The organism is Amycolatopsis sp. cmx-4-54 (genome assembly GCF_046548895.1).
Taxonomy (GTDB): Bacteria; Actinomycetota; Actinomycetes; order Mycobacteriales; family Pseudonocardiaceae; genus Amycolatopsis.
The window spans coordinates 669673-695159 of the sequence record NZ_JAEBEJ010000005.1 but is presented as its reverse complement, the minus strand read 5'-3'; the positions used below and the strand labels follow the sequence as shown (position 1 = coordinate 695159).

The following is a 25487-nucleotide window of genomic DNA, read 5'->3' as shown; positions in this document are numbered from 1 at the left end:
TCAACGGGCGCCGCGGACCGCCGCCGCGGCGCGCTTGCGGCGGCGGCGCAGTAGCACCACCACGAGCACGAAAACCTGCGTTTCCGGCTTCAGTCCGGGAAGTTCGACGGACGCGGCCGATCTGCTCCGGCTGACTGTCCCCGCCTTCGCGCCATCGGCGCCGAGCATCGTGTATTCCCGGTCGGCGGTCTCGGTCCGCCGGAACTCGAAGTCCTTTCCGGACGCGTGCAGGGTCCAGTCGCGGCGCACCCGGCCGGTGGACGCCAGGACGGTCCCGTCCGCGTCGAGCAACTCGTAGACACCGCTGAACCGGTGTGTCCTTACTCGGTATTCGCCGCCGTCGAACTCGATCAGGGCGCCGACGCGGCCCTTTTTCAGCGAGAACGTGCCCGGTTTCGAGTCGTCATCGCCGGCGAGCGTGTACTCGTGGCCCAGCGAACTGGTCTTCGTCGCGGTCAGCATGCTCCTACGGGATCATCATCGGACCGGCTGGACCCCTGCCATCTGTCATACCCCGTCGAGTGACGGATGAGCGAGGCTTCGGCACGCCCGCGACCACACCATGATCGATATGGGGAACCGCCGCCGTAGCATGGCCGACGTGCGTGAACGAGATCCCGACGAGTTCTCGGCCCGGCAGTGGCCGGACTGGGATTTCTGGAAGGACGGCCGCGGCGGCCGCCGGGGCCGGGGCGCCGTCGTCGCGATCACCAGCCTCTCGTCGCTGTTCCTGATCACGCGGATCACCGACATCGCCGGCCTCGCGAACGATCCGCTCCGTTGGCCGGCACTCGCTTTCGTCGTCGGGTATGGCGTCAGCTGCCTGCTCGGTCCGTGGTTCGGCCCGCTCGCGTCGCGCGACCGGCGGATCGCGATCGTGGCCACGATGTACGCCCTCGGGGGCACACCCGCCTTGCTGCTGGCCACCCCCGCGTATCTGACCGATCTGACCTATGCCATCGCGGTGGGGCTGATGGTGTTGCCGTTGCGTTTCTCCCTGCCGCTCGGCTTCGCCGTGGCGGCCGGGCAGGTCGGCTGGATGCAGGTGCGGAACGGCCGGGTGGAGTGGGGTCCGGTGGCCACGCTCGTCCTCGTCACCACCGCGCTGGGCGTCGTTTTCGCGCTCAACTTCACCATCGGGCAGCTGCGTGCCGTCCGCGAACAGGTCCGGCGGATGGCGGTGAACCAGGAGCGGGAACGCGTCGCACGGGATCTGCACGACGTCCTCGGGCACAGTCTTTCGACGATGACCGTGAAACTGGCGCTGGCCCGGCGGATCCTGGAGTCCGCCACCGATCCGGCGCCGGCGCTCGCGGAGATCCGCGACCTGGAAACACTTTCCCGCCAGACGCTCTCCGATGTGCGGTCGACCGTCTCGGACTATCGCACGGTGTCGCTGGCCAACGAGATCGCCGGCGCCGGGGTGGCCTTGCGAGCCGCCGGCGTGCTCGCCGAGCTGCCCACCGCGGCCGACGACGTGCGGCCGGGGCTGCAGGCGGTTTTCGGTTACGTGGTGCGGGAAGCGGTCACCAACGTGCTGCGGCACTCGGACGCCCGGACCTGCCGCGTCCGGCTCGGTCGCGACTGGGTGGAGATCACCGACGACGGCACCGTGCCCGAGCAGGCCAACTCCGGACACGGCCTGGCAGGCCTCGCCGAGCGGCTGACCTCGGTGTCCGGCACCCTCGACTACGGGAAGGCCCCCGGCGGCGGCTTCCGGGTGATCGCGCGCGGCCCGGCCGAAGGGAGCCCGGCGTGATCCGCATTCTGCTGGCCGACGATCAGGCACTCGTCCGCGGCGCGCTGGCGTCGATGCTGCGCATGGAGTCCGACCTGGACGTGGTCGCCGAAGTGGGCTCCGGCACCGAGGTGGTGCCCGCCGCGAAGCGCACCACTCCCGACATCGCACTGGTGGACGTGCAGATGCCAGGCCGCGACGGGCTTTCCGTCGCCGCCGAGCTGCGCCGCGCCCTGCCGGGCTGCCGCGTGCTCATCTGCACCACTTTCAGCCGCCCCGGCTACTTGTCGCGGGCGATGGCCGCGGGAGCGGCCGGGTTCGTGGTGAAGGACTCTTCGCCCGAGCAGCTGGTGAACGCGATCCGCCGGGTCCACGCCGGACTCCGCTTCGTCGATCCGGCATTGGCGGCCCAGTCCTTGGCGAGCGGGGCCAGCCCGCTCACCGACCGCGAAGCCGACGTCCTGCGAGCCACCGCCGAAGGGGGCACGGTGGCGGACATCGCGGCGGCCGTGGGGCTCTCCGAAGGAACCGTGCGCAATCACCTGTCGTCGGCGATCGGCAAGACCAGGGCCCGCACCCGCGCGGAGGCGGCCCGGCTCGCGGAGGTCAACGGCTGGTTGTGAGGGAGGGCGTGGACCAGCTCGCCCAAGCGGGAAAGTCCGGATCGACGAGTTACGCCTCTGATCACGCGAGTTACGCCCCCAAGCACGCGAGTTCCGTGCCCGATCACGCGAGCTTGCCGTGCGGAACCGGCGAACTCGCGTGATCAGAGGCGTAACTCGCGCCTCGGAACTAGACCGCGGCACTGGACGAGGTTGTTCGCACAGCCCTCTAGGGTGACCGCATGTCGCTGAGGGGACGGGACGCCGAGCTGACGCGGGTTCGGCGCCTGCTGACGGACGCGCGCGACGCGCGCAGTGGCGTGCTGGCGCTGCGGGGCGCGGCGGGCATCGGGAAATCGGTCCTGCTCGACCACGCCGTGTCGATCGCCGAAGCCGAGGGCATGCGCGTGGTTCGCGGGGCGGGCGTCGAGTCCGACTCCGAGCTGGCGTACGGCGGCCTGCACCAACTCCTGTTCCCACGTTTGGACCGGTTGGACGCCCTGCCCATTCCCCAGGCCACGGCGCTGCGCTGCGCGTTCGGCCTGGCCGAGGGAGACGAAGCCAATCGGTTCCTGATCTCCGCCGGCACCCTGTCGTTACTCGCCGATCTGGCCGAGGACGCCCCTCTGCTGTGCGTGGTCGACGACCTGCAGTGGCTCGACCAGGGTTCCGTTGAGGCGCTGTTGTTCGCGGCCCGCCGCTTCGTGGCCGACCGGATCGCGATGCTGTTCGCGGTGCGCGAGACGTCGGCGCCGGTCGAAATCGCGGGCGTCGAGGCCGTGGATCTGTCCGGCCTCGACGCGCCCGACGCCGCCCGGCTGCTGGACGACCACGCGCCCGAACTCGTCGGACCGGTACGGAATCGGGTCCTCTCGGAGTCCGGCGGTAATCCCCTGGCGATCATCGAACTCGGGTCGTCACGCCTCGCCGCACACGACGTCGACGAGTCCGACCCGGCCGAGCAGGTCGGCCCGCTGCCGGTGACCCGCCGCGTGCAGGAGGCGTTCCGCCGCCAGATCGTCGAGCTTCCCGAACCCACCCAACGCGCGCTTCTGGCGGCGGCGGCGGACACGGCGGCGCCGCTCGCGACGATCCTGCACGTGATCGAAGCCCTCGGTGGCGCGCCCGGCGACCTGGCGCCCGCCGAACGCGACCGGCTGCTCCGGATCGACAGCCGGATCACGTTCCGCCACCCGCTGGTCCGGGCGGCCGCCTACCAGGACGCGCCGCTGCACCGGCGGATCGAGGTACATCGCGCGTACGCCGAAGCGCTGCGCGCGGACGCCGATGCGGACCGCCGGGCCTGGCACCTCGCCGCGGCCACCACCAAACCCGACGAGGCGGTGGCCGCCGAACTCGAAGGCGTGGCGGAGCGGGCCTGGCACCGAGGCGGCGCGATGGCGGTGTGCGCGGCCTACGAACGCGCCGGTCGGCTCAGCGCCGACCGGGAGCTGAAGGCCCGGCGTATCGGCCGGGCCAGCCAGGCCGCGTTCGACGCGGGCAAGGCCGACCGCGCCGCCCGCCTGGCGGCCGAAGCACTCGCGCTGACGGCCGACACCGGCGTCCGGGCCGACGCCATCTACACCCGTGGCGCCGTGGAGTACGAACGCACTTCGCCCCGGGCCGACGCGGAGCTGACGCTCGAGGCCGCCGCTTTGGTGCGCGACACCGATCCCGAACGCGCCGCGCTCACGCTCTACGAAGCCGCGCACGCGGCCCGGCACGGGGCGGCGCACGACCTCCTGCGGCGTGCGGCGGAGCTGATGCGCGCGTTCACGCCGCCGGAGCACTGGGCACCCGTTGTCGCCGCCCTTCTCGGGTGGGCGGAGCTTTTCGCCGGTCGCCCGGAGCGGGCCGTCGGCCCGATGCGCGCTCTCCACACCGCGCCACGCGGCGGCGGGATCGACCTGATGCAGCCCATCACGGCCGCGATCGGCGGGCTCATGCTCGCGGACGACGACGACGTCATCGCCGGGACCGAGGACATGCTGGCCGAGGCGCGGGCCACCGGAACGTTGGGGTGGGTCCCGTACCTCCTGAACGTGCTCGCCGTGGCGCGGCTGTTCCGCGGCGAGTTCGCGGACGCCCGCGCGTGCGTGGCGGAAGGCGCGGCCGTGAGCGCCGAACTCGGCAACACGACCGAGCGCCTTGCCCACCGGTCGGTCGAAGTGTGGTTGCACGCCGTGTCGGGTGACGAGGCTCGCTGCCGGGCTCTCGCCGAGGAGGTGCTCCCGCGAGCCCGGACCCGGCACCGCGTCAATGCCGAGATCGCGGACTGGGGTCTCGGCATGCTCGACCTTTCCGCCCGGCGGTTCGGGGAAGCGCTCGACCGGCTCGAGCGGGTGTCGGAGGGACCCGCGAGCCGCGACCTTCTGGTCCGGGCGGTGCCGGATCTGGTGGAAGCGGCCGTGCGCGGTGGCAAGCCGGATCGCGCCCATGGACCGCTGGCGGCGTTCGGGCACTGGGCCGAACACGTCGACCGCCCGATCGCCACCGGGCTCGTCCTGCGCTGCCGGGCCCTGCTGGCCGATGACGGCGACGCCGACGCGCTGTACGCCGAGGCCCTGCGGCTCCAGGAGCGGCACGGCGGCCCCTACGAGCGCGCCCGTACCCAGCTGGTCTACGGCGAGTGGCTGCGCCGACGGCGCCGCCGTACCGAAGCCCGCGCCCATCTCGCGGCGGCGGTGTCGGCGTTCGAGGACCTCGGAGCGGCGCTCTGGGCCGAGCGTGCGCGCGGCGAGCTGGCCGCCTTCGGCGAGCGGGGCGACGAGCCTCGGCGCAGCGGCCCGCTCACCCTGCTGACCCCGCAGGAGCTGCAGGTCGTACGGCTGGCCGCCACCGGTCACACCAACAAGGAGATCGCCGCACAGCTCTTCCTCAGCCCGCGGACCGTCGGCCACCACCTCTACAAGGCGTACCCGAAGCTCGGCGTCGCCGGGCGCGCCGAACTGGCAGGCCTCGTCTGACGGCCTGATGCCGGTCGCCGGTTTCCCGGACACCAGTCACGATGACAGATACGTCGGCGGTGAATCCCGTTTAGCGTTTCCGGCAGACACCGAAGACGAGGAGCCCACAATGACGAAGTACTTCCTGAGCCTCCCGCACGACTCCGCCGAGGAGCCGACGATGGAGAACATGGACCCCGCGGAGCTGCAGGAGATCATCGCCGCCGTCGGTGCGTTCAACACCGCCCTCGAGGAGGCGGACGCGTTCGTGACCGCCGGCGGTCTGCAGCCGCCGTCGACCGCGACCACGGTGGACTACTCCGGTGACAGCCCCGTGCTCACCCCGGGCCCGTTCGTCGAAGCCAAGGAATACCTCGGCGGTTTCTGGATCATCGAGGCCGAGAACGACGACGTCGCGATCGAATGGACCAAGCAGGCCTCGCGTGCCTTGCGGAGCAGGGTCGAGGTCCGTGCCCTCCAGGAGGAACCCCCCGCCTGAAGGAATAGCGAGTCCACACCGGGGCCGGTCATCGCGGAGATGGCCGGCCCTTTCATCGCCTCCGAACCGTTACCCGGCCTGACGGCAGGCAGGGAAACACCGGGACCGGATTCCACGACTAGTACAGCGAGTGACCAGAACGCTACGCACGAAAGAGTCGCGAGAACGCCGCCCCGGACCTCGACGGCGTCGAGGCGACCCGCCGGATCGTCGGCGCCGGCCCGCACACCGTTGTGCTCATGCTGACCATGTTCGAGAACGAGGCCGCGGTGTTCGCCGCCATGCGCGCGGGTGCGCGCGGCTACCTCGTCAAAGGGGCGCGCAACGAGCAGGTCGTGCGCGCGGTCCGGGTGGTCGGCGACGGCGAGGCGATCTTCAGCCCGGCGATCGCGACCCGGGTGCTGCGGATGATCGCCGACGGATTCGAGACGAAGGAGATCGCCGACCGGCTGAGCTATTCCGAGCGGACGGTGAAATCGATCCTGCACGAAATCACCGACCGTTTCCAGCTCCGCAACCGCGCACGCCGTCGCGTTCGCCTTGCGCGAGGGGTTGATCTGATCGGTCTATTCGACTCGGCCGGAGAAGGAGACCGACGGGGTGCACCGGCTGCCGCCTCCCGGCGTCTGGCAGCTGACGGCGAGCACGATCTTCTCCCCGGGGGCGAACCGCCATGCCTGCAACCAGTGGTGGTCGAGGTCGCGGAAGTTCGCGAGGCCGACCTCCAGCAGCACGGTCTTGGTGCCACCGGCGTCCCGCAACAGCCGCAGGGTTCCGTTGTCGCCACGCGGGTTCTGCAGGATCAGGTCGGTGATGACCAACGTTTTCGCGGCATCCGGCAGGGTGTAAGGGAATTCGGCGAACCGGTTGACGTTCGAGTCGACGGCCGCGTCCGCCGCCACGCGGAAGTCGGTCGGTGTCCCGGCGGCGTTGCCCGCCGGGTTGGGCACACCGTTCGTCGCCCTGGGGCCGGGAGCCGCGCCCTCCACGGGTGGCGTCAGCCCGACGGCCTTCATCGCGTCTTCGGAGTTCTGTTTGGCTTGAACGGCGTCCTTCTTCGCCTCACCCGCGGCGCCACCGGCGTCCTGCGCCGCCTTGATCACCTCCCGGTTCTGCTCCTGGGCGGCCTCGCGAGCGGCCGACTTCACCGCGGGCCTCAGCACGGTGAACCACAGTGCCACCAAGGCCAGCAGCAACACCAGCAGCGCGGCCAACGCCGGCAGCAGCCACTTCGGCAGCAATTGCCGCTGCACCATGGTGCCTTCGGTCTTGAGCGGTTCGGCGTCGTCGGCGACGACGAACACCTGGAAGCGGTGACGGACGGGTTGCCCGCGCAGGAACCTTTTCCGCGGCCGGGCCCGCAGGCGGATGAACGCTGCCGTGCCCGGCGCGAGGTCGGCGCGGTCCCGTTCGAGCTGGAAGTCGAGTTCGTCCTCGGGGTCGATCGCGCTCAGTTCGACGGCGACCGGTTGGTTCCCGCGGTTGTCGACGGCCACTTCGAAGTCGGCCTTGGAACCGGCTTCCACCTTCGCCGGAACGACTTCGGCGGTCACCTCGGTGAAGGCACCGAGATGAAGGGTGCCCTCCTCGACCACCGACCCTGCCGGGTCTTCACTCGAAAAGACCCTGACACCGAAGGGAATCACACCGGCAGGGACATCGGACGACCGCGGCGGTGAGAACCGGACGACGACCGTGCCCGCCTCCCCCGGCATCAGGTTCACCGTCGCCGGTTCCGCGATGGCCCAGGCACCCGGGTCGCCGACCACTTCGATCGCGAACTGATCGACGACCCGGCCGGCGTTGCGAATGGTCACCGAGCAGCTGATCTCCTGGCCCGGTTCCGCGACCAGGCCCGCTTCCGACAGCGTCGCCGTTGCTCCCATACCCGGAAGTCTGCGCGTCCGGAACCGGACCCGGCACCAGCGGACGGGTGTGCGGCCGTGCGCCGGTCGTCGCCCTTTGGGGCAGTCCCCTCTCAGCCGCGAGTGATGAACGGCGGTTGCTGGGTCCGGAGCACCACCAAGATCGGTTCCGACCGCGCCGTCCCGAATCTCACGCCGCCCACGGAGGTCACGGTCACCGTGCGCGGGCCGATCAGATCGTGGTGGAAGAGCAAGAAGGGCGCCTCGAATCTTCCATCCGCGCGGACCGTGACCAGCCCCGGTGCGGAGATGCCCGCCGACCAGGCCAGCCGGACCACCGCGCCCGGCGGGAAGTCCGTTCCCCGCACCCGCGGGACGAAGCCGAGGGTGCCGATCTTCGGATCCAGCTCGACCACCGGCTGCCGGACCACCACACGCGCGCCGGCGGTGTTGTCACCGGCGTTGTCGTCCGGCCCCGTCGTGCTCACCGTGCCCGACACCTGGCCCTCGAAAGCGGCCCTCGCGGCCAAAGAGATCCGGACCGCGACGGTCTGATCGGGCGCCAGCGTCCCGAGCGCGCAACTTCCGCCGCCCGGCACACATCCGGGTGCGGCCGACGTCGCGGGTAGCCCCGGTGGCAGCTGGGTCACGAGCCGGACGCCCGGCATCGCGGCCCGGGATCCGTTGTGCACCAAGTACGTCAGCACCACGTCGTCACCGCCGGCGAACAGCGGGACCGCCGAGACCGACATCCCGACCGACAGGGATCCGGGGGTCACCGGGGGCGCCGGCTTTTCGCCGACCGTCACGACCGCCGTCACGGAGTTGTCGCGCGTGTCCGCGTCCTGGCCCGTCGTGGTGACCGTGCCGGTCGCCGCCTGCGTTCCCGCCGTCAGGCCCGTCGCGCTGAACCGCACCCGTACTTCCTCGCCCGGCACCAGCGTGCCGAACGCGCACACCAGTTCGGGCGTGCAGGTCCCCTTGGTGGGGAGGACCGCCGACGGCCGAAGACCGGCGGTCAGCCGGACGAACAGACCCACCACGGGTGACGCGGTGACACCGCGATTGGTGACGACGAATTCGAAGGTGGTGAGCCCCTCGAACGGGATCGCGGCGGGCACGGCGCTCGCGCTCACGGCGAGGTCGGGGATCCGCTGGAACGTGGGCTGTTCGGCCCCGCCGGGGCTGTCGATCAGAATCCGGCCGTCGCCGCCGGTGAGCGGCACCACCGCGACCTGCGGCGGGGACTCACCCGGGAAGTTCGTATAGGCGACGAGCCCGCCGTCCGGTGACCAGGCCGGATCGTCGACGAATCCCGCGCGCTGCGCCAGGATCCGGCCAGGCCCGCCGTCGGCGGGAGCCACACAGACCAGCGCGTTGCCGCTCTGGAACGCCAGGGTGGCACCGTCCGGTGAGACGTCCGCCGCTCCTTCGGCGCCGACTCCGCACCCCGGCCCGAACAGCGACGAAAGCTCACGCTGGTCTCCCGGCACGACGGCGTCGGGCGAAGGCTGGGTCAGGGTGACCTGCCACACCGTCTTCCGCCGGGTTTCTCCTGGCAGGACGACGGCCATGACCGCGGTCTCGACGGCGGTGCCGTTTCTCCCGGTCGCCGTGCACGTCACCGTGGTGGCCCCGACCGGGAACAGGCTGCCGGACAAGGGCGCGCAGCTCGGCGTGAGCGGGCTCCCGTCCGCGTCCACCGCGCTCACGGGATACTCGATCGCCGTGGGGCCGGTCCCGGTCACCGTCCGGTCGTGCAGCGTGATCAAGGGCAGCGCCGGATCTTTGACGCGCACGGTGACGTCTTCGGTGTACCCCGGCCGCACGGTGGTCTCCCCGTTCAACCGGAACTCCACGCGGCAGCGCAGGAAAGAACCCGGTGCGGCCGTCGGGGACACCGTCGCCGTTTCGGTGAATCGCGCGTCCGTGCCGCCGGGAACCCGTTGCGGGCCCGGCGGATCGAACGTCATCGTGAGGCCGGGATCGCAGATGCTCACCGGCTGGACGCTGACCGGGAGGTCGCCGATGCCGGCGATGATCGCCTGCGCGATCTGGCCGGCGTCGGTGCCGGGTGTGAGGACACCTTCGGTCGCCTGCGTGATCGCGGTCGCCTGTCCCCGCGCGTCGAGGCCATGGTCGGGGTCCTCGCTCGAGCCGCCGGTCACCGCGGGCACGGCCACCACGCTGATATCCGCGGCGTTCAGTGCGGCGATCACCGCCGACCGGACCGGTGACCCCGCCTCCGGCGGGTCCTCATGGCTCGCCGCGTCCCCGACCAGCACGACGATCCGGCTGCTGCCCGGGCGGAAGGTGATGGCCCCGGTCGCGATCTTCTGCAGGGCCAGGAGCCAGTCCTCGGCGGTGTCTCCGCCACCGGTCGCCTTGATGCGCGCGAACGCGTCGGACAGCAGCTTCCGCTCGGCGTCGGTACCCGCCGGGGTCAATGGCTGCTGCACGAAGAACGACCGCGGGATGGGTTCGCCCTCGTCATCGTCCACGTCTCCGAACGCCGCGACGGCGAACCGCGCTTCCTTCTCCCGGTCCCGCACGCTGTCGATGACCTCGCCGAGGTTCGTCTTGACCTGCTCGATCACCCCGCCCATGGAGCCGGTCTGGTCCATCAGCAGGACGACATCCGGCAGCGACCGGATCCGGTCGGTCTGCACCGTCTTGGCGATCCGCGCCGAACCGCCGCGCCCGACCGGGACGTCCACCACCGGAGGGTCCACTCTGGACGGTCCCGGTGGCCCGATCCGGGTGGCGGCACGGGTGAGCGTGATCTTCGTCCCGTCCGCCGACCACACCGGCTGCGAGTCGTCACCGCGCAGATGCGCCGGGATCGGGATGTCGCCGAGAAGACGGCCGTCCGCGAGACGCACGATCCGCACGAAGCTGTCGGAACCGTCGCCGTTCGACACGGTCCGGGTGAACGCGATCTTCGCCGCGTCCGGCGACCATGCCGGATGGCGCTCCCGCTTGCCGCCACCGGCCCCACCGGTCAGCGGTCGCGGCGCGCCGCCGTCGGCGTTCGCCACGACGATCTGGCTGCTCCGGGACTCACCGGGGCCGAATTCCGTGTAGGCCAGCGAAGTCCCGTCCGGCGAAAAAGCGGGATCGGCTTCGTCGGCGTCCGGCCGGTGCGTGAGATCGCGGCGGTCGCCACCGCGCGCGTCGGCGCTCCAGATGTCATTGGTGTCCCCACCGCGGAGCCGGGTGAACACCGGCTGCCCACCGGCGCGGAAGGCCGGTTCGGTCTCGCCGACCGCGGGCAGCGCGGAGATCACCGAGACCTGGCCGCCCGCGACCTGTTTGACGTCGCCGAGCGGATCCGGTTGACGGGTGGTGAAGGCCAGGCGCGCGCCGTCCGGTGACCACGCGGGCTCGGACGAGTCACCGGGTTCCGGCACCGCCCGGGTGAGCGCGCCACCGGTGTCGGCCATGACCACGACGTCCCCCGCCGGGTCGAACCTGGTGGTGGTGAACGCGATCCGGGAACCGGTGGGGGCCCAGGCGGGCTGGGTGTCCGCGCCGGGGTCGGTGGTCAGGCGAGCCGGCGCGCCACCGTTCGCCGGCACGGTGTAGAGGTCACCGGCCGGATCTTCGCCGGTACCGCTGAAGACGAGACGGCCGCCATCGGGCGACCAGCTCGGCGAATCGTCCGCGGCCGGCCCGGAGGTCACCTGGCGCAGCCCGCGGCCGTCGACGCCGATCACGAAGATGTCCTTGCTGCCCGCGCGTTCCGACACGAACGCGACCGACGAACCGTCGGGCGACAACGCCGGGCGCGTGTCGGCGGTCGAGTCGTCGGTCAGGCGCACGGGCACCCGGGTGCCGTCCCGCAGGTACCAGATCTCGCCGTCCCGCTCGGCACCGTCGCGGACGGCGCGGTTGCTCACCCACACCAGGCCGCCGTTGCCCGCGGACGCGTCGGAATCGACGCTCCCGGCACCGGGCGGCAGCGCCGCCACCGCGCCCTCACCGGTGGCCTGGGCCAAATCCGTGGTCGCGGCACTGACGTAGCCGACACGGTAGGGCGCGGCGGGCGGGGCGGGCTGCTGAGCCGCGGTCGGCGCGAACACCCCCGTGAGCGCCGTGCCGCCCAGCACCGCGACGAACGCGATCGCCGCCACCGCTCGGTTCGGGCGCATGGTCATCCGGTCCTTCCCAGTGGTGGCGCCGGCCGATCGCGACGCCGGCTGTCATAAAGGGGGTCGTGCGAGCACGACACGTCGTCCTTCCTCAGCCTGCCTCGAACAGCTCGATCTCGGAGATCGCGACGTCCAAGCCGTCCAGCGAGCGATGCAGCCCGACCACGTGCAGCTCGACGCCGGTCGCTCCCGCGCTGTTCTCGATCGGCACCTCCTGGGCGTCCGGCGTATCGGCCAGCACCATGTCGTAGGTCTTGCCGGTGGAGAACACCAGATGCAGGGTCTTCGGCCGGTGCGCGGCCTGGAAGTTCGCGCCGTTCCCGGAATGCACGATCGCCTTCCGCAGCTCCACCGGGCGGTCGAAGGTGAACACCAGTACGGGCTCGCTCTGGGCGGCCGCCGACCAGAAGGTGTTCTTGGCGTTGTCGCTGACCAGGTTCCCCGGGTGGGCGGGCGACTGCGCGCTCGCGGTCACCTTGCTCGGGCGTACCGGGTTCAGCTTCGTTTCGAAGAGCCCCGTCGCCTGACTCCACAGGCCGACCGCGGCGGTGTTGACCGCGCTCCGGAAGGGCTGGTAGAGCGCGTAGATCAGCGCCGAGAGCACCAGCATCACGGCGATCATCCGGCGGACGGCCTTGCCGACGCGGCGTCGCGCGGCTCCGGCGCGGCCGGCGCGACGGCGGACACCGTCCTTACCCGGCCGCTCCCCCGCCTTGTGCTGCCGGGGACCGCGGCCGAACAGCCGCCGCCACCATGAGGTCTTCACGACCGCGGACTCGGCGAGGGACGCGCCACAACGGCCGCAGAAGTTGCGGGTGGGCAGATTGCCCTTGCCGCATCTGCCGCAGATCAGGTCGCCGGGGTTGAGCGTCTGCTCGTCGACCGTCAGCTGCTGGGGCAGCCGGACCGGAGCGAGTTGTTCGGCGGGCTGCACCAGCTGCTGCTGGGCGGCGGGCCGGTGCGCCGCGGCGGGTTCCTCGTCGTCCCATTTCAGGTACCGTCCGCATTCGCCGCAGAACTCGACGTCGGCGGGGCCCTGATGCCCGCACTCCCGGTAAATGACCATCGCTACCCCTCCACCACTTCGACCGTGACGCGCACGTGGGCGGGCACCGCGTCCACCACCATCGCCGTCAGCCGTCGTTCGTCGATCCGGTCCCGTTCGGGCACCCGCACCCGCACGTGGACCCAGGGCGGGCCCGGATCCGGCAGCGGCGCCCCCGGTTCCGGCGACGCCACGACACCACCGCTGTCGGTCACCTCGACCGCGCCACCGGTCAGCAGCCGCACGTGCTCGGCGAGCCCACGCTGCGTACCGCGCCACCGATGCAGTTCGACCGACCGGAGCACGAGTTCGCGCAGCCGGGCCGGGCTCCAGCCCTCGTCGACGCGCAACGCCACCCAATGCGCCAGCCAGCCGACGAAGTCCTCCGGCGCCAGTTCCGGGTCGAGGTAGCCCGAAAAGTTGTCCAGCGTGGCGAAAACCGGTGCGAGCACTTCGTCGAGCGCACCGGTGAAACCCTGGACGAACCGGTCCTCGGCGTAGACCGAGGGCAGTTGCTCGCCGATCGGGTGCGGGCTCGGCAGTCCGGGCACGGCCGCTCTCATCCGTCCCCCTCCCGGACCCGGACCTGGTGCCCGAACGAGAACGCGAGCGCGTGCGGCGGCAGGTCGATCCGGTCGACCTGCTCACCGCGTTCCCGCGTGATCGGATTGGCCGCGAACAGGCGGACGTCCTCGACCATTTCGACGCCGGGAAGCCGTTGCAGCACCGCGAAGACCTCGCCCGACTGCACCGGCCGCCCGAACGGCCAGCCGTCGCCGTCCGGCCCGCCGGTGAGCGGGTTGAAGTAGTCGTAGAGCGCCTGCGTCGCCCGTGGGCCGAGGGCGCCGGGGCTGGCCCGGCGGCGCGCCTTCAACCGGGCGACGACCGTGACCCCGTGGTAGAACGGCGCTTCCACGGACACGAGGGCGCCGACACAGCGGCGTTCGTCCAGATACCGCTCGATCCGCGTGCGCATACCGGGTTCGAGCATCAGCGTCGCGAACTTCAGCTCACCGGTGTCGGGAACGGCGGGCACGACGAGGACGCGGATCGCGCCGGTCTCACGGCCGTCGGCGCCGTGCGCGGGCACACAACGCACCCTCGCCGCCTCGGGCGCCGCTTCGCGCGCGAGTTGTTCGTAGTCCTCGGCGGTGACGGCGCGGTCGCGGGTGCGCAGCAGCAGCGGTCCACGAACCGCCGCGTCCTCCACCGACTCGCCGTCCACCCCGCCGGTCGCCGGCCGCCGGTTCACCACCGTGCTGACGAACGGGATCGGATCCCGTTGCACCTCGAGTACTTCGCGGGCGACGTTCCCACGCCGCCCGCCACCGGCCCGGTAGGCGGGCACCCGGATCGCGGCGGACTTGGCCGGAACGGCACCGTAGTACCGGATACCGCCCTCGGGCTGGCGTACGGCCGGGCCGAACGCGATCTCACCGGCGACCCGGTCGGCCTGGAAGTGCCGATCGTCCGGACCCGACTCGGCGAACGAGGACACCTCCGTCCACTCCTGCCAGCCGTCGGGACCGGACACCTGCACGATCAGCTCGTCGCCGCCGGCGACCACCGGCCGCCTGCCGAGCGGGAACCGCTGTCCGGGCAGACCGTCCGAGGTGCCCACGACCTCGCCGCGCACGACCTCGGCGTGCACCGCGCCGACCGTGCCACCGATGGTCGACGCCTCCACCGAGCGCAGCCGCGGCGGCCGCTGGAAGAACGGCTGATGCCGCTTCGGTTCCGTCAAGCGGCATCGGATCCAGCCCGCGTGCCTGCCGGCGAGCACCGACACCGTGTGCTCCGGCGGCACGTGCAGCACGACGTCCCCGGACCGGTTGAAGGCGCCGGTGCTGTCCCGGTCGACCTCACCCGCGGTCCAGCCGTGCCCGTCCCAGGCCTCCCACACCCACGGCGGGTCGTGCGGGTCGACGCCCTGTCCCTCGACCTCGCAGTCCATCCGCAGCAGCACCGCGCAGCCGGGCACGGCGTCCGACAGTCCGAAGTAGACGGTATCGCCGGGCGCGGGACTTTCGGCGAAACAGGCGGGTTCGCCGCCGACCAGCAGTTCGTCGGTGCGGTCGACCGGCGGCACGCCGGTGTCGGAATCGCCGGTCGCCAGACCGGTGAGCGAACACGGCACGATCGTCAACGCCCGCTCCACGGTGAACACGACGGGGTCCTCGACCTCGTCGCGCGCACTCGCGACCTGGTTGCCCGCGGGGACGACCACCGGGACGTCCCGCGCCACCGAGAGCCAGAACGTCACGTCGGCGCGGGCGGCCGCCGGCGGGAACAGCCGCACGCCGATGAGGTCGAGGAACCGTAAATAATGCAGGTCCGGCACCCGGTTGAGCCGATAGAGCACCTGGTCGACCATCTGCGCGAACGTTTCGATCAGTGTCACGCCGGGGTCGGAGACGTTGTGGTCCGTCCATTCCGGACAGTTGCGCTGGACATGGCTCTTCGCCTCGTCGACCAGGTCCTGGAAGCGGCGGTCGTCCAGGTTGGGCATGGGCAGCGACATCACACACCGTCCTGAGTGGACTCGTGCGCCGGGATGACGTAGAACGGGAAGACCAGGTTGCGCGGGTCGTTGGTGCCGCGCAGCCGGTACTTGATGTCGATCAGCAGCGTGCCCTGGTCGGCCTCGGAGAACCCGACCACGACATCGGTCAGTGTGATCCGCGGCTCCCACCGCTCCAGCGAAGTGCGCACCTCGTAGGCGATCTGCCCGGCGGTGGCCGAGTCGGCGGGCGCGAACACGAGGTCGTGCACCGCGCAGCCGAACTCCGGGCGCATCGGCCGTTCGCCGGGAGCGGTGGCCAGTATCAGCCGGATGCTCTCGACGACCTCGCGTTCTCCGCCGACCAGGGCGATCGAACCGGTCGCGTCGGTGCGCACCGGGAACGCCAGTCCCCTGCCGAGAAAATCCACCTCAGCCTCCGATCAGGACGGTCGGGCAGCCCAGGATGATCGGCGCGCCACAGGCGGCCAGGTCGCCCATGCGCGCCGCGGGCAGCCCGCCGATCAGCACCGTCGGGCAGCCCGGCGGCGCGATCGGCGTCGGCGGATGCACCGCGGGCGGCGGGAACGAGCAGGTGTGCAGCGTGCCGACAGTGGCGGCGGGCTTCCCGCCGATGAGCACGGCCGGTACACCGGGCCCGGCGATGACGCCCGGATGCCCGGTCGGGTCTCCGACCCTCGCGGCTGGTGGCATGCCTGTCCCCCTTCAGTTGATCTTGACGACGCCGCCGCGCACGGTCACGGCGCCGCTCGCGCTCAGCTCCGCCTGGCCCTGCCCCTTGACCGAAACCGTCATGCCCTCGACGGTCGCCTCGGTCGCCGACTTCACGGAAACCTTCTGGCCCTTGAGCTCCAGCGGACCGCTGCCCGCGTCGATGCTCACCCCGTTCCGCGCCTTCACCGTGATGCCCTTGCCGCTGGTCACCTCGATCATCTGGTTCTTCTCGTCGAGCTTGACCACCAGCCGCCCGTCCCCGGACGCGACGATGATGCCGTCCTGTTCGGCGAATTCCAGCTTGTGTCCCTTACGGGAGACGAAACCCCGTACGGCGATCTCGCCGCTGTTGCCGTCGATCGGCGACGCGGTGAACTTCGGGATCGCGTCGGCGCCGTTGTAGAGCCCGCCGAGTACGTACGGGGCCTCGAAGTCGCCCTGCTCGAAGGCCACGAGCACCTCGTCCCCGACCTCGGACAGGACCATCGCGCCCCTCCTGTTCCCCGCGCCGGGATGCACCGTGCGCGCCCAGTTGCTGGTGAAGTTCTGATCCAGCCAGGGAAAGGTCAGCTTGACCCGGCCGAGCCCGGCGGGATCCTTCGCGTCGCTGACCACCGCGGGCACCACTCCAGGCCACGTCGACGTCTTCGGGCCGCCGGCGACCAGCCCGTAGAGGGAGCGTTCCTGCCGCCCGGAGACGGCGAACTCGGTGGTGTAGCCGACTTCCGCGTTGAACAGGTGCCGGGTACTGGTGAGCGTGTACTTGCCGGCGAACGGCTTGCCGACGCCGGTCAGCGTCACCGCCGCGCCCGCCCGGAGTTTGGGGTTGCCCTTGGCCACCCCGTCGAGTTCGGTGCAGGCGCCGCCGAGCCGTTCGGACAACGCGATCGCCGCCGCTTTGGCCTCGGCTTGGGTCCGGCGCGGCGTATCCGCCGACACGTATTTGGGGCTGGCGAACTTCTTCGCGAGCGCGACCGGGTCGACACCCTCGACCTCGGTTCCCGCGTTCTTCGGCTTTTCGACGGCCACCACGGCCTTCTTCGTTTCGATGTCCCAGCCGCGGGCCTCGACCTCGGGCACCTGCTCGGCCGCGGTGACGCTGGCGCGCAGGCTGACCAGGGTCCGGTGCGCCTCGAGTACCAGCGGGTCGGTGTGGGCCTTCGCGGTGGTGGCAGGCGCGGCCGAAGGTTTCTCCGCGAGACTGAAGTCCAGCGCGCCGCCGCGAACCGCGATCTGGGCGCCGACCGATTCGGCCAGCCGGGACAGGAACTCCCAATCGCTGACGTTGTCCTGGCTGAACTGCGTATGCGGGCGGCCGCCGACACCGGGGACCCGATCGATCTTGCCGGCCTTCAGCCCGGCCCGCCGGGTCACCTTCGTGACGACGTCGGCGACGGTCATCCCCGGGTAGACCGCGACCCGGCGGCCGCGGAACAACCGGTGCGCGTGGTCGTAGCCGCGTACCTCGGTGAAGGTCCCGATCCGGTCGAGGTCGATCGCGACCGCGGTGACCTCGCCCGAAAGCAGTTCCTGCGGTCCTTCGGGATCGGAGGTCTGCACCTTCAGCTTGATCTCCGCACCGACGGCGAACTTTCCCTTGTCCAGCACCACGTGCCCGGAGTCGCGGAAGCGCAGGACGAACATGTCCGGCAGGTTCCGGCTGTCGTCGACGTAGGCGTACGAGAGCAGCGTCTTCACGTCGTCGGGCAGCGGGCCGCCCGCGACCTCGACGACGAGGTTGTTCGCGAAACTCTCGTTAGCCATCGAGTTCCTCCAGCGCCGGAACGAGCAACCGGGTACCGGGCCGCAGCCGCATCGGGTCGTCGATGTCGTTGGCGTCGGCGATCTCGCGCCACTTGCCCGCGTCGCCATAGGCCCGGAACGCCACCGCCTGCAGGGAATCACCGGCGACGAACACATGGGTGTCCCGCGCCGCCAGCGCACCCGAGGTCGGGTTCTGCCCGCTCAGCTCACCGGCGATCTCCTCCAGGTTCACCGTGCACACCGCGCGCACCGGAGTGCCCGACGGCGTGAACAGCGTGTACTTCGCGGTGACGCTGGCGACGTAGGCGGGGAAGCCGGTCATGCCGCCCCATTTGAAGATCACCCACGGCGGCGACCCCTTGCCGTGCCGGCGGCTTTCCTCGGTGGCGACACAACAGGTGAAGAGCTGCTCGACCTTCTTGACGACGGCGTCGTCCATCTTGTCGGTGGCGTCGAGGAACATCTCCAGCGCGAGTTTGCACGGGTCCGAGCCCTTGAACTCGGGTGGCCCGCTCTTCTTCGCGTTGCGCTGCGGGTCACGGCCCCACTTGGCGTTCTTGGTGAGCGAGAGTTCCTTGGGGTTGAACTGGAACTTGATCTCGAACAGTTTGGCGCCGGGCTGCCCGGTGCCGCCGGACTGCGGAGGTTTGCGGACCTCGAGCAGGGCGCGCTGGAGATTGTTCGGCGCCGGTTCGCCGGAGCCGTACGCCGCGGGTGGCTGGGACCCGGCGGAGGTGAACGTGACGGGCGAGGACATCGCTAGCCCTTCTTCGCCGGGCTGAGAAAGCCGTGGTGGGCCAGTTCGAGGGTCTCGGTGGCGACCTTCGGCGAGTCGGGCGAAAGTTGCGGCCCGCTCCAGCGCACGGGGACGACACCCTCCAGCGACCAGCTGGCGATGACGGTGCCGTCGAGGGTGCGCGCTTCGATGGTCGCGGTCTTGCGCTCGACGCCGCCCGCCATGCCGGCGAACCACTTCGTGATCTGCGAGCTGGCTTCGGTGACCGGGCGGGAGAGCTTGACGTTGGAGTACTTGATCCGCGTCGGGAGCTGCCAGACCATACCGTTGTTGCCGCCCTCTTCCCGCTGCTCCATGACGAACTCGCAGCCCAGCCCGTCACAACTGCTGAATGCGCCGAGGTTGCCGAGGTTCTTGTCGTCGAGCTTGACGACGTAACAAACGGCGACGGCTTCTTCCGCGTCCGGCATCGGTTTCTCCTTCAGTGCGGGCGATCGGTGAGCGCGCCGCGGCGCTCACGGTCGAGGCGGAGTTCGGTTTTCAGCCGCCGGAGCAGCGGGTCGAACAGCTTCTTGACGAGTTCCTCGGTCTCGGGCTGCGCGGCCGGTGCCGCCGACGGCCCCACCGCCGACGGCCCCACCGCCGCCGGTCCCGCCGCCGCGGGCACCGGCGGTGCGACCGGCTCCGGCGGGGATACTTCCTGCTCGCGCTGGACGACCGCGGGTTCGGCCTGTCGCGACGGGACGACGGACGGCAGGGTGAGCACAAGGCCAGTGCCGTGTTCGACGGTCTCGCCCGACGCGGCGCGTTGCGCGGTGCGCAGAATGTCCATTGTGGATCGCGCGCCGTTCACGACCGCGGGCGCGGCTTCGGCGATCCTCGCCACCGGCTGCTCAATGCCCTTGCCGGGCTCGACGCTTCTCGCCACTGGAAGCATCGCTGTCGGCAGGGGGGAGGCTCTGTCGTCGATCCGTTGCGCGACCGGCGTCAACGTGCCCGTCTTCGCCGTAAGCGTCTGTGGTGACAAGCCGTCCACTACCCGGGCGGACGGCTGCGAGTCCGTGATCGGCGGGGCCTCGATCACGCGGGACACGGGTGGTTCCGGTACCAGGGCGGTGAGGGTCGGTCTGCTCGCCGATGGCCGGGGCACCGCCGCTGGTACCGGTGATGCCGCGACCGCGCCGTCGACGACTCGCGCCACCGGTAGCGGTGACGTCGGGATCGTCGACGTCGGTGCCGCGCCCACCGAGCCGCCAGGCGTCCCGGGCGGCTCGAAGGTTTCCGTTGTCACGGAACGGATCTGTTCGATCGGGTGGAAGTTGTCATCGCGGAAAGGTCTCGGCGAGGTGACCGTCGGCGGGTTCGGTGGCGGTTCGACCGCCCGGGAGACCAAGACCGGTGCGTCCGCCGGCGGCGCGTTCTCGCGAGTTCCCGGTGATTCGGCGCGCAGGCGCTGCACCGGCCGCTGAACCGGCCGCTGAACCGAAGCCCCGGACCGCGGCACCTCCTGGTGTTTCGGCGACGGAAGTTCGCGGGCCGGATCGACGACCGAACGCCGGCCACTCGTCGGCGTGGAGGTCAGAGACGGGGCCGACGTCGACGTCCCCACGGACGCGCCCGGAGGAACCCGCTCCTCGCCCGTCACCATCCGGGCCACCGGAAGCGGGGCCTCGTCCGCCACCGGCTCCCGAGCGGAGGTCTCGTCGGCCCGCGCTGCCGGCGGCACCGAGGTCTCGACGGCTCCCGCCAGTGGCGCGTCCACCTCGGCAACGGCGTCTTCGGCCACTGGTGCGTCGGCCGCGGAAACACTGCTTCGTTGGGCTACTGGCGCGGGCACGTCGACCGCGGCGACGCCGCCTTCGACGGCCGGGACGGGCGCGTCGGTTTCGGCGACACCCGACGCGACAGCCGCTGGAACCGGAGCCCCGGCAGGGCCCGAGTCCGGCAGGATCGGTATACCGAGGCCCAGCCGCCGCGGTGCCGCCTCGCTCTGTCCGGTCCGCTGGATGACCGGAAGCGCGGGTCGCGGTCGTTCGACCGACGGCGGTGTCACCACCTTCGAGACAGGTGGCTCCGCGGGAAGCGGGTCCGGAGGCCCGACCGGCACGGTCTCGAACGACTCGGCGTCAGCCGGGCCGGGCGTGGGCACGATCGGGTCAGGGTCAGGCTGAGGAGTCTCGACCGGCGGCGGTTCGGCAGACGTCGGAGCCGGTTCGCGAAGCGGCGAACTCGGGGTTTCCGACCGGATCGCCTGGACCGTCCTCACCGGCGGACGCGCCGAGAGCGCGGACGTCAACGGCATCGATGGCCGGTCGGCTTCCCGCGTCGCGGCCGCGGCGATCGGTAACACCACCGTGGGAGCCGGCCCCGGCTCGTCCGGCGGTTGCGACGCGGGCAACGGCGCGGATTCCGGTTCGGGGACGGGGCTTTCGAACACCGGAGCGTCCGTTTCCGCGGCCCGCTGCACCGAAGATCCCCACAGGCGGGACAGGACGCCACGTTTGCGGGCGGACCGCTGCACCACAGGCATCTCCGGCACGGGTGCCTCGGCAGTGCGAGGACGTGCGAGACCACCGATGACACCCGCGGGTTCCGCCGGACCGACCCGATGACCCAGCGGCTCCAGGTAGGCCGGGCTCCGCCAGGACGTCAGCGAGGAACTGAACCGCTGCACCGGGTTGATCAGCGGATGCTCGGCGACGACGCGCTGGATCGGCGGCAGGCCTCGCCATTCGGCACGGGTGGTCGGCAGGATGGCCGGTGCCGGCGATTCCGAGGGCGAGCCCGGCTGCTTCCTGCGCCATGTCCACATCGCAGCGTCACCGTCCCTCGCTCATCCGAGTGTTGATCCGGGCGATCTCGGCGACGTAGGTCAGCCGGTCGTGGTGTTCGAGGTCGAGGATGTCGTCGAGCGACCAGTGCAGGTGATAGGCGACGTACGCGACCTCCTCGTGCAGCCGTCCGGCCGCGTACGTCACGATTCCCCCAGGCGGCCGCCGGCGACATCGACGACGAACCCGTGGCCGCACTCGGGACAGGCGACACCCGCCCGCGTATGGCCTTCGCTGTTGACGCGCCGGTACATGTCCTGCAGGAACGCCAGATCCGAAGCGAACAGGTTCTCGATGACGCCGGCGTGCACGTCAGTGACGTCGCCGATCCGGGTGATCACCCTGGCCAGCAGCACGACCGTGAGGAAGGCCGAGTTCTCCCGGACCCGGTCGTCCCGCAGCGGGACGAGCTCGTCCCGCGCGGTCGCCAGCCGCATCACCCCCGAGTGGTGCACGTTTCCCGCGTCGTCGACGTACCCGCGCGGGAGTTCGAACGCGAACTCGGTCCGCAGCTTCGGCCGAGCCTGCTCCTCCGGCACGACGACGGGGGCTTCTTCGGCCGGCGCCGACGCCATCACCCTGCGCATGGGGTCACTCGACTTCCATCTGCTCGTAGGTGACCACGAGCTTCTCGGTGAGCACACTGGTGTCGCCCGCCTTCAGCGCCCCGATCTCCAGGCTCTTCGGCCACGCGTTGGTGAGCTTGTAGCGTTTGAGCGGGGTGCCTTCGTAGTCGTAGACGATGATCGCGCCGCCCTTGCGAGCGGCACCCATTTTGCCGAAGTGCGCGTCCTTGACCCACTTCTCGAAGCTGCTGTCGTCGGTCAGACCGCGGGTCAGCGTCACCTCGCCCGATCTCGGGCGACCGGGGAGCTTCTTGATGACGTACTTGCCGTCCACGGTGTTCTGCTTGAGCTCGATGACGTCCTGTTCCATCTTCAGTCCGGAGACCTCGGAGATCTGCTTGATCTGAACGCCGTCGATCTCGAGCCCGAAGGAGCAGCCGACAGCCTTGTCAAGATCGGGAAGTGCCATTTCGGAGCCCTTTCACTATTCGTTGACCAGGCTGGTTCCGCCGGACATCTGGGCCAGCCGGAAGATCACGAACTCCGCCGGTTTCACCGGCGCGATGCCCACTTCGCAGATCACCTGGCCGAGATCGATTCCCTCGGCCGGGTTGGTCTCCCGGTCGCACTTCACGAAGAAGGCCTCGTCGGGAGTGAGGCCGAACAACGCGCCCTTGCGCCACTCCATCACCAGGAAAGCGCTGATCGTGCGCCGGATCCGCGCCCACAGCGCGTCGTCGTTCGGCTCGAACACGACCCACTGGGTGCCGTTGAGGATCGATTCCTCGAGGTAATTGAACAGCCGCCGCACGTTGAGGTAGCGCCACGCCGGATCGCTCGACAACGTTCGCGCTCCCCAGATCCGGATGCCCTTGCCCGCGAACGAGCGCACACAGTTCACACCGATCGGGTTGAGCAGCTCCTGCTCCGCCTTGGTCAGATGCGTCTCGAGCGCCAGCACGCCGCGCACGACCTCGTTCGCCGGCGCCTTGTGGACACCGCGAGTCGCGTCGGTCCGCGCCCACACCCCCGCCATGTACCCGCTCGGCGGCACGTGGGTATTGGTCCCGCTGGCGGCGTCGAGCACCTGCACCCACGGGTAGTACAACGCCGCGTACTTCGAGTCGTACCCGGCTCGGTCCATGCGCCAGGTGCGGATTTCCTGCGGAGTGAGCGCGGGTGGCGGGTCGACGATCGCCATCCGGTCCCCCATCAGCTCGCAGTGCGCGATCATCGCCAGCTGCACGGCCTTGACGCCGTCGAGGTCGATCAGGTCACGCTGGTGGGCGGCCATCAGGTCCGGTACCGCGACCATGGTGATCTCGTCGATCGCCTCCAAGCCACCGAAACCGGTGCGATCGGCGACGTCGCCGACGTAGTCGTCGGCCGCGATGCGACGGGGGACGGGCGGTGGCTGCGGCGGCTCGGTGAGCACGGCGGTGCCCCGGTCCGGTTTCGCCACCGCGCCGGCGGTCGCGAGCTCTTCGATCGTGATGAAGCTGGACTTCTCCCGCACCGAGGTCACGACGTTTTCCTTGGTGCGCTTGGTGGTCACGTGGTGGGTCTCGACGACCTTGCCGTCCTTCTTGACGAGCACGGTGAACCGGTCGTCGCCGGGGTTCTCACCGGCCGGTTCCGCGACCTCGACGGTCAGCTCACCGGCCGCTCCGCCGGCCGGGAGTTCCTTCGCCACGAAACGGTAGCCACCGAGCACGGCCTGGCGCGTCGGTTCCTTCGGCGCCGCACCGTCGGCCCCGCCGTCGCCCCGCGGACCACCGATGCGGACGATGTAGCAGTTGGCACCGCCGTTGAGGAAATATCCGTAGACCGACTGGGCCAGATAGCAGCCTTCGACGAAGTCGCCGAAGGTCTGGGTGAACTGGGTCCAATTGGACACCAGGGTGGGGGTGTTGAAGGGTCCGTCCGCCGCGAAACCGACGAAGGCGGCGACGGCGGTGCCCACACCCTCGATCGGCCGGGCGCCGGCCTCGATCTCCTCGACGTACACACCCGGCGTGAGATAGGTGGGCATGCGTGCCTCCCTGTTCGGCGCACTCTCTGACATCGGCGATGCTCCTGCGTGGACGTTCGCGGCGAAACGACCGAGCGGATAGGTCAGCGGGAACCAATCTCTGCCCGAAAAGGCAGCCGCCCGTTCGGGTAGCGGGGCCCGCCCTTCAGGCTGTTGGCAACCGGCCGGCGAAGCCGAAAGTAAGGACATGCCGGCGGGCCGGGACAAAGTCGGACAGACCCCGGCCGCACAACCCGCGCGGCCGGTCAAACCCGCGCGCCGCGCCACCCCGACGGCGCTGCTGAGGCTGCAGGCCGCCGCGGTGACCAAGCTCGTTGGTTTGCAGCGCAGCAGCTGCCCCGCGCCCACGGGCGCGACCCCCGCGTCGGACCCCAGGTTCCAGTCGCTCGAGAAGGATTCGGCGGCAGGAGCGGGACTCTCCGAAGGGGCACTCACTCGACTGTCCACAAGGGACTTTCTCCGCGATGTCAGTGTGCGACGAGCGGGTCGTGAGTGGTAAAGAGGGTCAGAGCGACACTTACCACTCACGACCCCCGCGCAAAGCGCTCAAATCGGACACGCGGATAGACACTGGCGTCCTTTATGGACGATCGGCTTACGCGCGGCAGGGCTCGTACCACGACACATTTGACTTACCCTTAAGAAGACTCTTCTTCGGTCTCTTCCTCGCGCTGCACGTAGGTCTGCGCCATCTTCTCTTCTTCGCCTTCCTCAGCTTCAGGCGCTTCGTCGCGCTGGACGTGCGCCTCGCCGTCGGCCTCGCACCGCTGAACCGCGGGACCTGTCGGCGACACAGAAGGCGCAGGAGCCGACATCAACCGGTCCGCGTTCGCGACGGCCTCGCGCTCGAACCGATCCGAGGGGTCCGAAACCTTCACCCCGCCGCCGGCGTCGGTTCCGTCCACCGGCCCGCTCCGCTGCTGGACGACATGCGTCAGTTCGTGCGCCAGCATGTGCTTGCCCGAATCCGAACCAGGGTCGTACTTGTCCCGCTGGAACACGATGTTCGAACCCACCGTGTAGGCCTGCGCGTTGACGGACTTCGCCGAATCGTGCGCGGCGCTGTCGGTGTGCACCCGGACGTCACCGAAGTCGTGCCCGAAGCGGCCCTCCATGTCCGCGCGCGTCGAGGCGTCCAACGGCGCGCCGCCTGAGGTGACCACGTCGTGGACCGGGGAGCGCTCCTCTTCGGCCAGTGTGCTCGCCCCGGCGTTCCCCACCGCGCGCTGCAGATCCAGCATGCCGGCGGGGCCGAGGACATCGGTGCGCCCGGCCGCGGCGGCGCGGCCCAGCAGGCCGCCCTCGTCCCGGTCCACCCGGTCGCCCTTCGGCCGCAGGCTCGGTTCAAGGTCGTTCTCGTGACTGTGCCCGCGCATGGTCCGCTCCCTCGGGTCGCTACGCCGCTGTCCAGCTTGCGCCGTCGCCCCGCCGCGCACCAGGCAGGTTTGCGCGGCCGGACGGGCGGCATCGGCTGCCCG

Annotated in this window: 21 protein-coding genes and 1 pseudogene; 5 read left to right on the top strand and 17 right to left on the bottom strand. The window is 70.7% G+C overall.

The annotated features are described in order from the left end of the window. Nucleotides 1–462, bottom strand: a complete 462-nt coding sequence (locus tag ACLJQ7_RS20485; protein ID WP_410649783.1) for a hypothetical protein — start codon at nucleotides 460–462, stop codon at nucleotides 1–3. Between the two features lie 139 nt (nucleotides 463–601). Between ACLJQ7_RS20485 and ACLJQ7_RS20480 the strand changes: the two genes are divergently transcribed. The 5 genes and pseudogenes from ACLJQ7_RS20480 to ACLJQ7_RS20460 all read left to right on the top strand — a co-directional run. Then, nucleotides 602–1759, top strand: a complete 1158-nt coding sequence (locus ACLJQ7_RS20480; RefSeq protein WP_410649782.1) for a sensor histidine kinase — start codon at nucleotides 602–604, stop codon at nucleotides 1757–1759. After that, nucleotides 1756–2361, top strand: coding sequence for a response regulator transcription factor (locus ACLJQ7_RS20475; RefSeq protein ID WP_410649781.1), 606 nt, complete (start codon nucleotides 1756–1758; stop codon nucleotides 2359–2361). Before ACLJQ7_RS20480 ends, ACLJQ7_RS20475 begins: the two co-directional genes overlap by 4 nt. 221 nt (nucleotides 2362–2582) lie before the next feature. Continuing rightward, nucleotides 2583–5306: an ATP-binding protein gene (locus ACLJQ7_RS20470; RefSeq protein ID WP_410649780.1), complete on the top strand. Its 2724-nt coding sequence runs from the start codon at nucleotides 2583–2585 to the stop codon at nucleotides 5304–5306. A 109-nt stretch (nucleotides 5307–5415) separates the two neighbouring features. After that, nucleotides 5416–5784 (top strand): YciI family protein, encoded by a 369-nt coding sequence (locus ACLJQ7_RS20465; RefSeq protein ID WP_410649779.1) that lies wholly within the window; start codon nucleotides 5416–5418, stop codon nucleotides 5782–5784. Between the two features lie 185 nt (nucleotides 5785–5969). Next, nucleotides 5970–6296, top strand: a pseudogene (locus ACLJQ7_RS20460) (LuxR C-terminal-related transcriptional regulator); the annotation flags it as partial. 54 nt (nucleotides 6297–6350) lie between these two features. On the opposite strand, the gene ACLJQ7_RS20455 reads toward ACLJQ7_RS20460, so the two are convergent. From ACLJQ7_RS20455 to ACLJQ7_RS20380, 16 genes are all read right to left on the bottom strand, one after another. Beyond that, complete coding sequence (locus ACLJQ7_RS20455) at nucleotides 6351–7670, bottom strand: hypothetical protein (protein ID WP_410649778.1); 1320 nt, start codon at nucleotides 7668–7670, stop codon at nucleotides 6351–6353. Nucleotides 7671–7762: 92 nt separating this feature from the next. After that, the gene (locus ACLJQ7_RS20450) at nucleotides 7763–11800 is read right to left on the bottom strand and encodes a VWA domain-containing protein (protein ID WP_410649777.1); all 4038 of its coding nucleotides are present in this window, start codon (nucleotides 11798–11800) and stop codon (nucleotides 7763–7765) included. Between the two features lie 91 nt (nucleotides 11801–11891). After that, nucleotides 11892–12866, bottom strand: a complete 975-nt coding sequence (locus ACLJQ7_RS20445) for a zinc ribbon domain-containing protein (protein ID WP_410649776.1) — start codon at nucleotides 12864–12866, stop codon at nucleotides 11892–11894. Nucleotides 12867–12868: 2 nt separating this feature from the next. Continuing rightward, nucleotides 12869–13408 (bottom strand): phage tail protein, encoded by a 540-nt coding sequence (locus tag ACLJQ7_RS20440; protein WP_410649775.1) that lies wholly within the window; start codon nucleotides 13406–13408, stop codon nucleotides 12869–12871. Beyond that, nucleotides 13405–15366, bottom strand: a complete 1962-nt coding sequence (locus tag ACLJQ7_RS20435; protein ID WP_410649774.1) for a putative baseplate assembly protein — start codon at nucleotides 15364–15366, stop codon at nucleotides 13405–13407. The genes ACLJQ7_RS20440 and ACLJQ7_RS20435 overlap by 4 nt, the downstream gene beginning before the upstream one ends. Continuing rightward, complete coding sequence (locus ACLJQ7_RS20430; RefSeq protein WP_410649773.1) at nucleotides 15366–15776, bottom strand: GPW/gp25 family protein; 411 nt, start codon at nucleotides 15774–15776, stop codon at nucleotides 15366–15368. The genes ACLJQ7_RS20435 and ACLJQ7_RS20430 overlap by 1 nt, the downstream gene beginning before the upstream one ends. Before the next feature lies 1 nt (nucleotide 15777). Beyond that, a complete protein-coding gene (locus ACLJQ7_RS20425) occupies nucleotides 15778–16059 on the bottom strand; it encodes a PAAR domain-containing protein (protein WP_410649772.1) in 282 nt (93 codons plus the stop codon). Nucleotides 16060–16071: 12 nt separating this feature from the next. Further along, on the bottom strand, nucleotides 16072–17844 hold the full coding sequence (locus ACLJQ7_RS20420) for a VgrG-related protein (protein ID WP_410649771.1): 1773 nt from the start codon (nucleotides 17842–17844) through the stop codon (nucleotides 16072–16074). Further along, nucleotides 17837–18601 (bottom strand): LysM peptidoglycan-binding domain-containing protein, encoded by a 765-nt coding sequence (locus ACLJQ7_RS20415; RefSeq protein WP_410649770.1) that lies wholly within the window; start codon nucleotides 18599–18601, stop codon nucleotides 17837–17839. The genes ACLJQ7_RS20420 and ACLJQ7_RS20415 overlap by 8 nt, the downstream gene beginning before the upstream one ends. A gap of 2 nt (nucleotides 18602–18603) precedes the next feature. After that, the gene (locus ACLJQ7_RS20410) at nucleotides 18604–19050 is read right to left on the bottom strand and encodes a phage tail protein (RefSeq protein WP_410649769.1); all 447 of its coding nucleotides are present in this window, start codon (nucleotides 19048–19050) and stop codon (nucleotides 18604–18606) included. An 11-nt stretch (nucleotides 19051–19061) separates the two neighbouring features. Next, the gene (locus ACLJQ7_RS20405) at nucleotides 19062–21392 is read right to left on the bottom strand and encodes a hypothetical protein (protein ID WP_410649768.1); all 2331 of its coding nucleotides are present in this window, start codon (nucleotides 21390–21392) and stop codon (nucleotides 19062–19064) included. Nucleotides 21393–21399: 7 nt separating this feature from the next. Further along, entirely contained in the window at nucleotides 21400–21558 is a 159-nt protein-coding gene (locus tag ACLJQ7_RS20400) for a DUF6760 family protein (protein WP_016333592.1), read from the bottom strand. Continuing rightward, the gene (locus ACLJQ7_RS20395; RefSeq protein ID WP_410649767.1) at nucleotides 21555–21998 is read right to left on the bottom strand and encodes a hypothetical protein; all 444 of its coding nucleotides are present in this window, start codon (nucleotides 21996–21998) and stop codon (nucleotides 21555–21557) included. Before ACLJQ7_RS20395 ends, ACLJQ7_RS20400 begins: the two co-directional genes overlap by 4 nt. Nucleotides 21999–22002: 4 nt before the next feature. Next, complete coding sequence (locus ACLJQ7_RS20390) at nucleotides 22003–22446, bottom strand: phage tail protein (RefSeq protein ID WP_410649766.1); 444 nt, start codon at nucleotides 22444–22446, stop codon at nucleotides 22003–22005. A 15-nt stretch (nucleotides 22447–22461) separates the two neighbouring features. Next, nucleotides 22462–24009 carry a phage tail sheath family protein gene (locus ACLJQ7_RS20385; protein WP_410649765.1) on the bottom strand — a complete coding sequence of 516 codons (1548 nt, stop codon included), beginning with the start codon at nucleotides 24007–24009 and terminating at the stop codon, nucleotides 22462–22464. A 638-nt stretch (nucleotides 24010–24647) separates the two neighbouring features. Beyond that, on the bottom strand, nucleotides 24648–25385 hold the full coding sequence (locus ACLJQ7_RS20380) for a DUF4157 domain-containing protein (protein WP_410649764.1): 738 nt from the start codon (nucleotides 25383–25385) through the stop codon (nucleotides 24648–24650). Nucleotides 25386–25487: the final 102 nt, after the last annotated feature.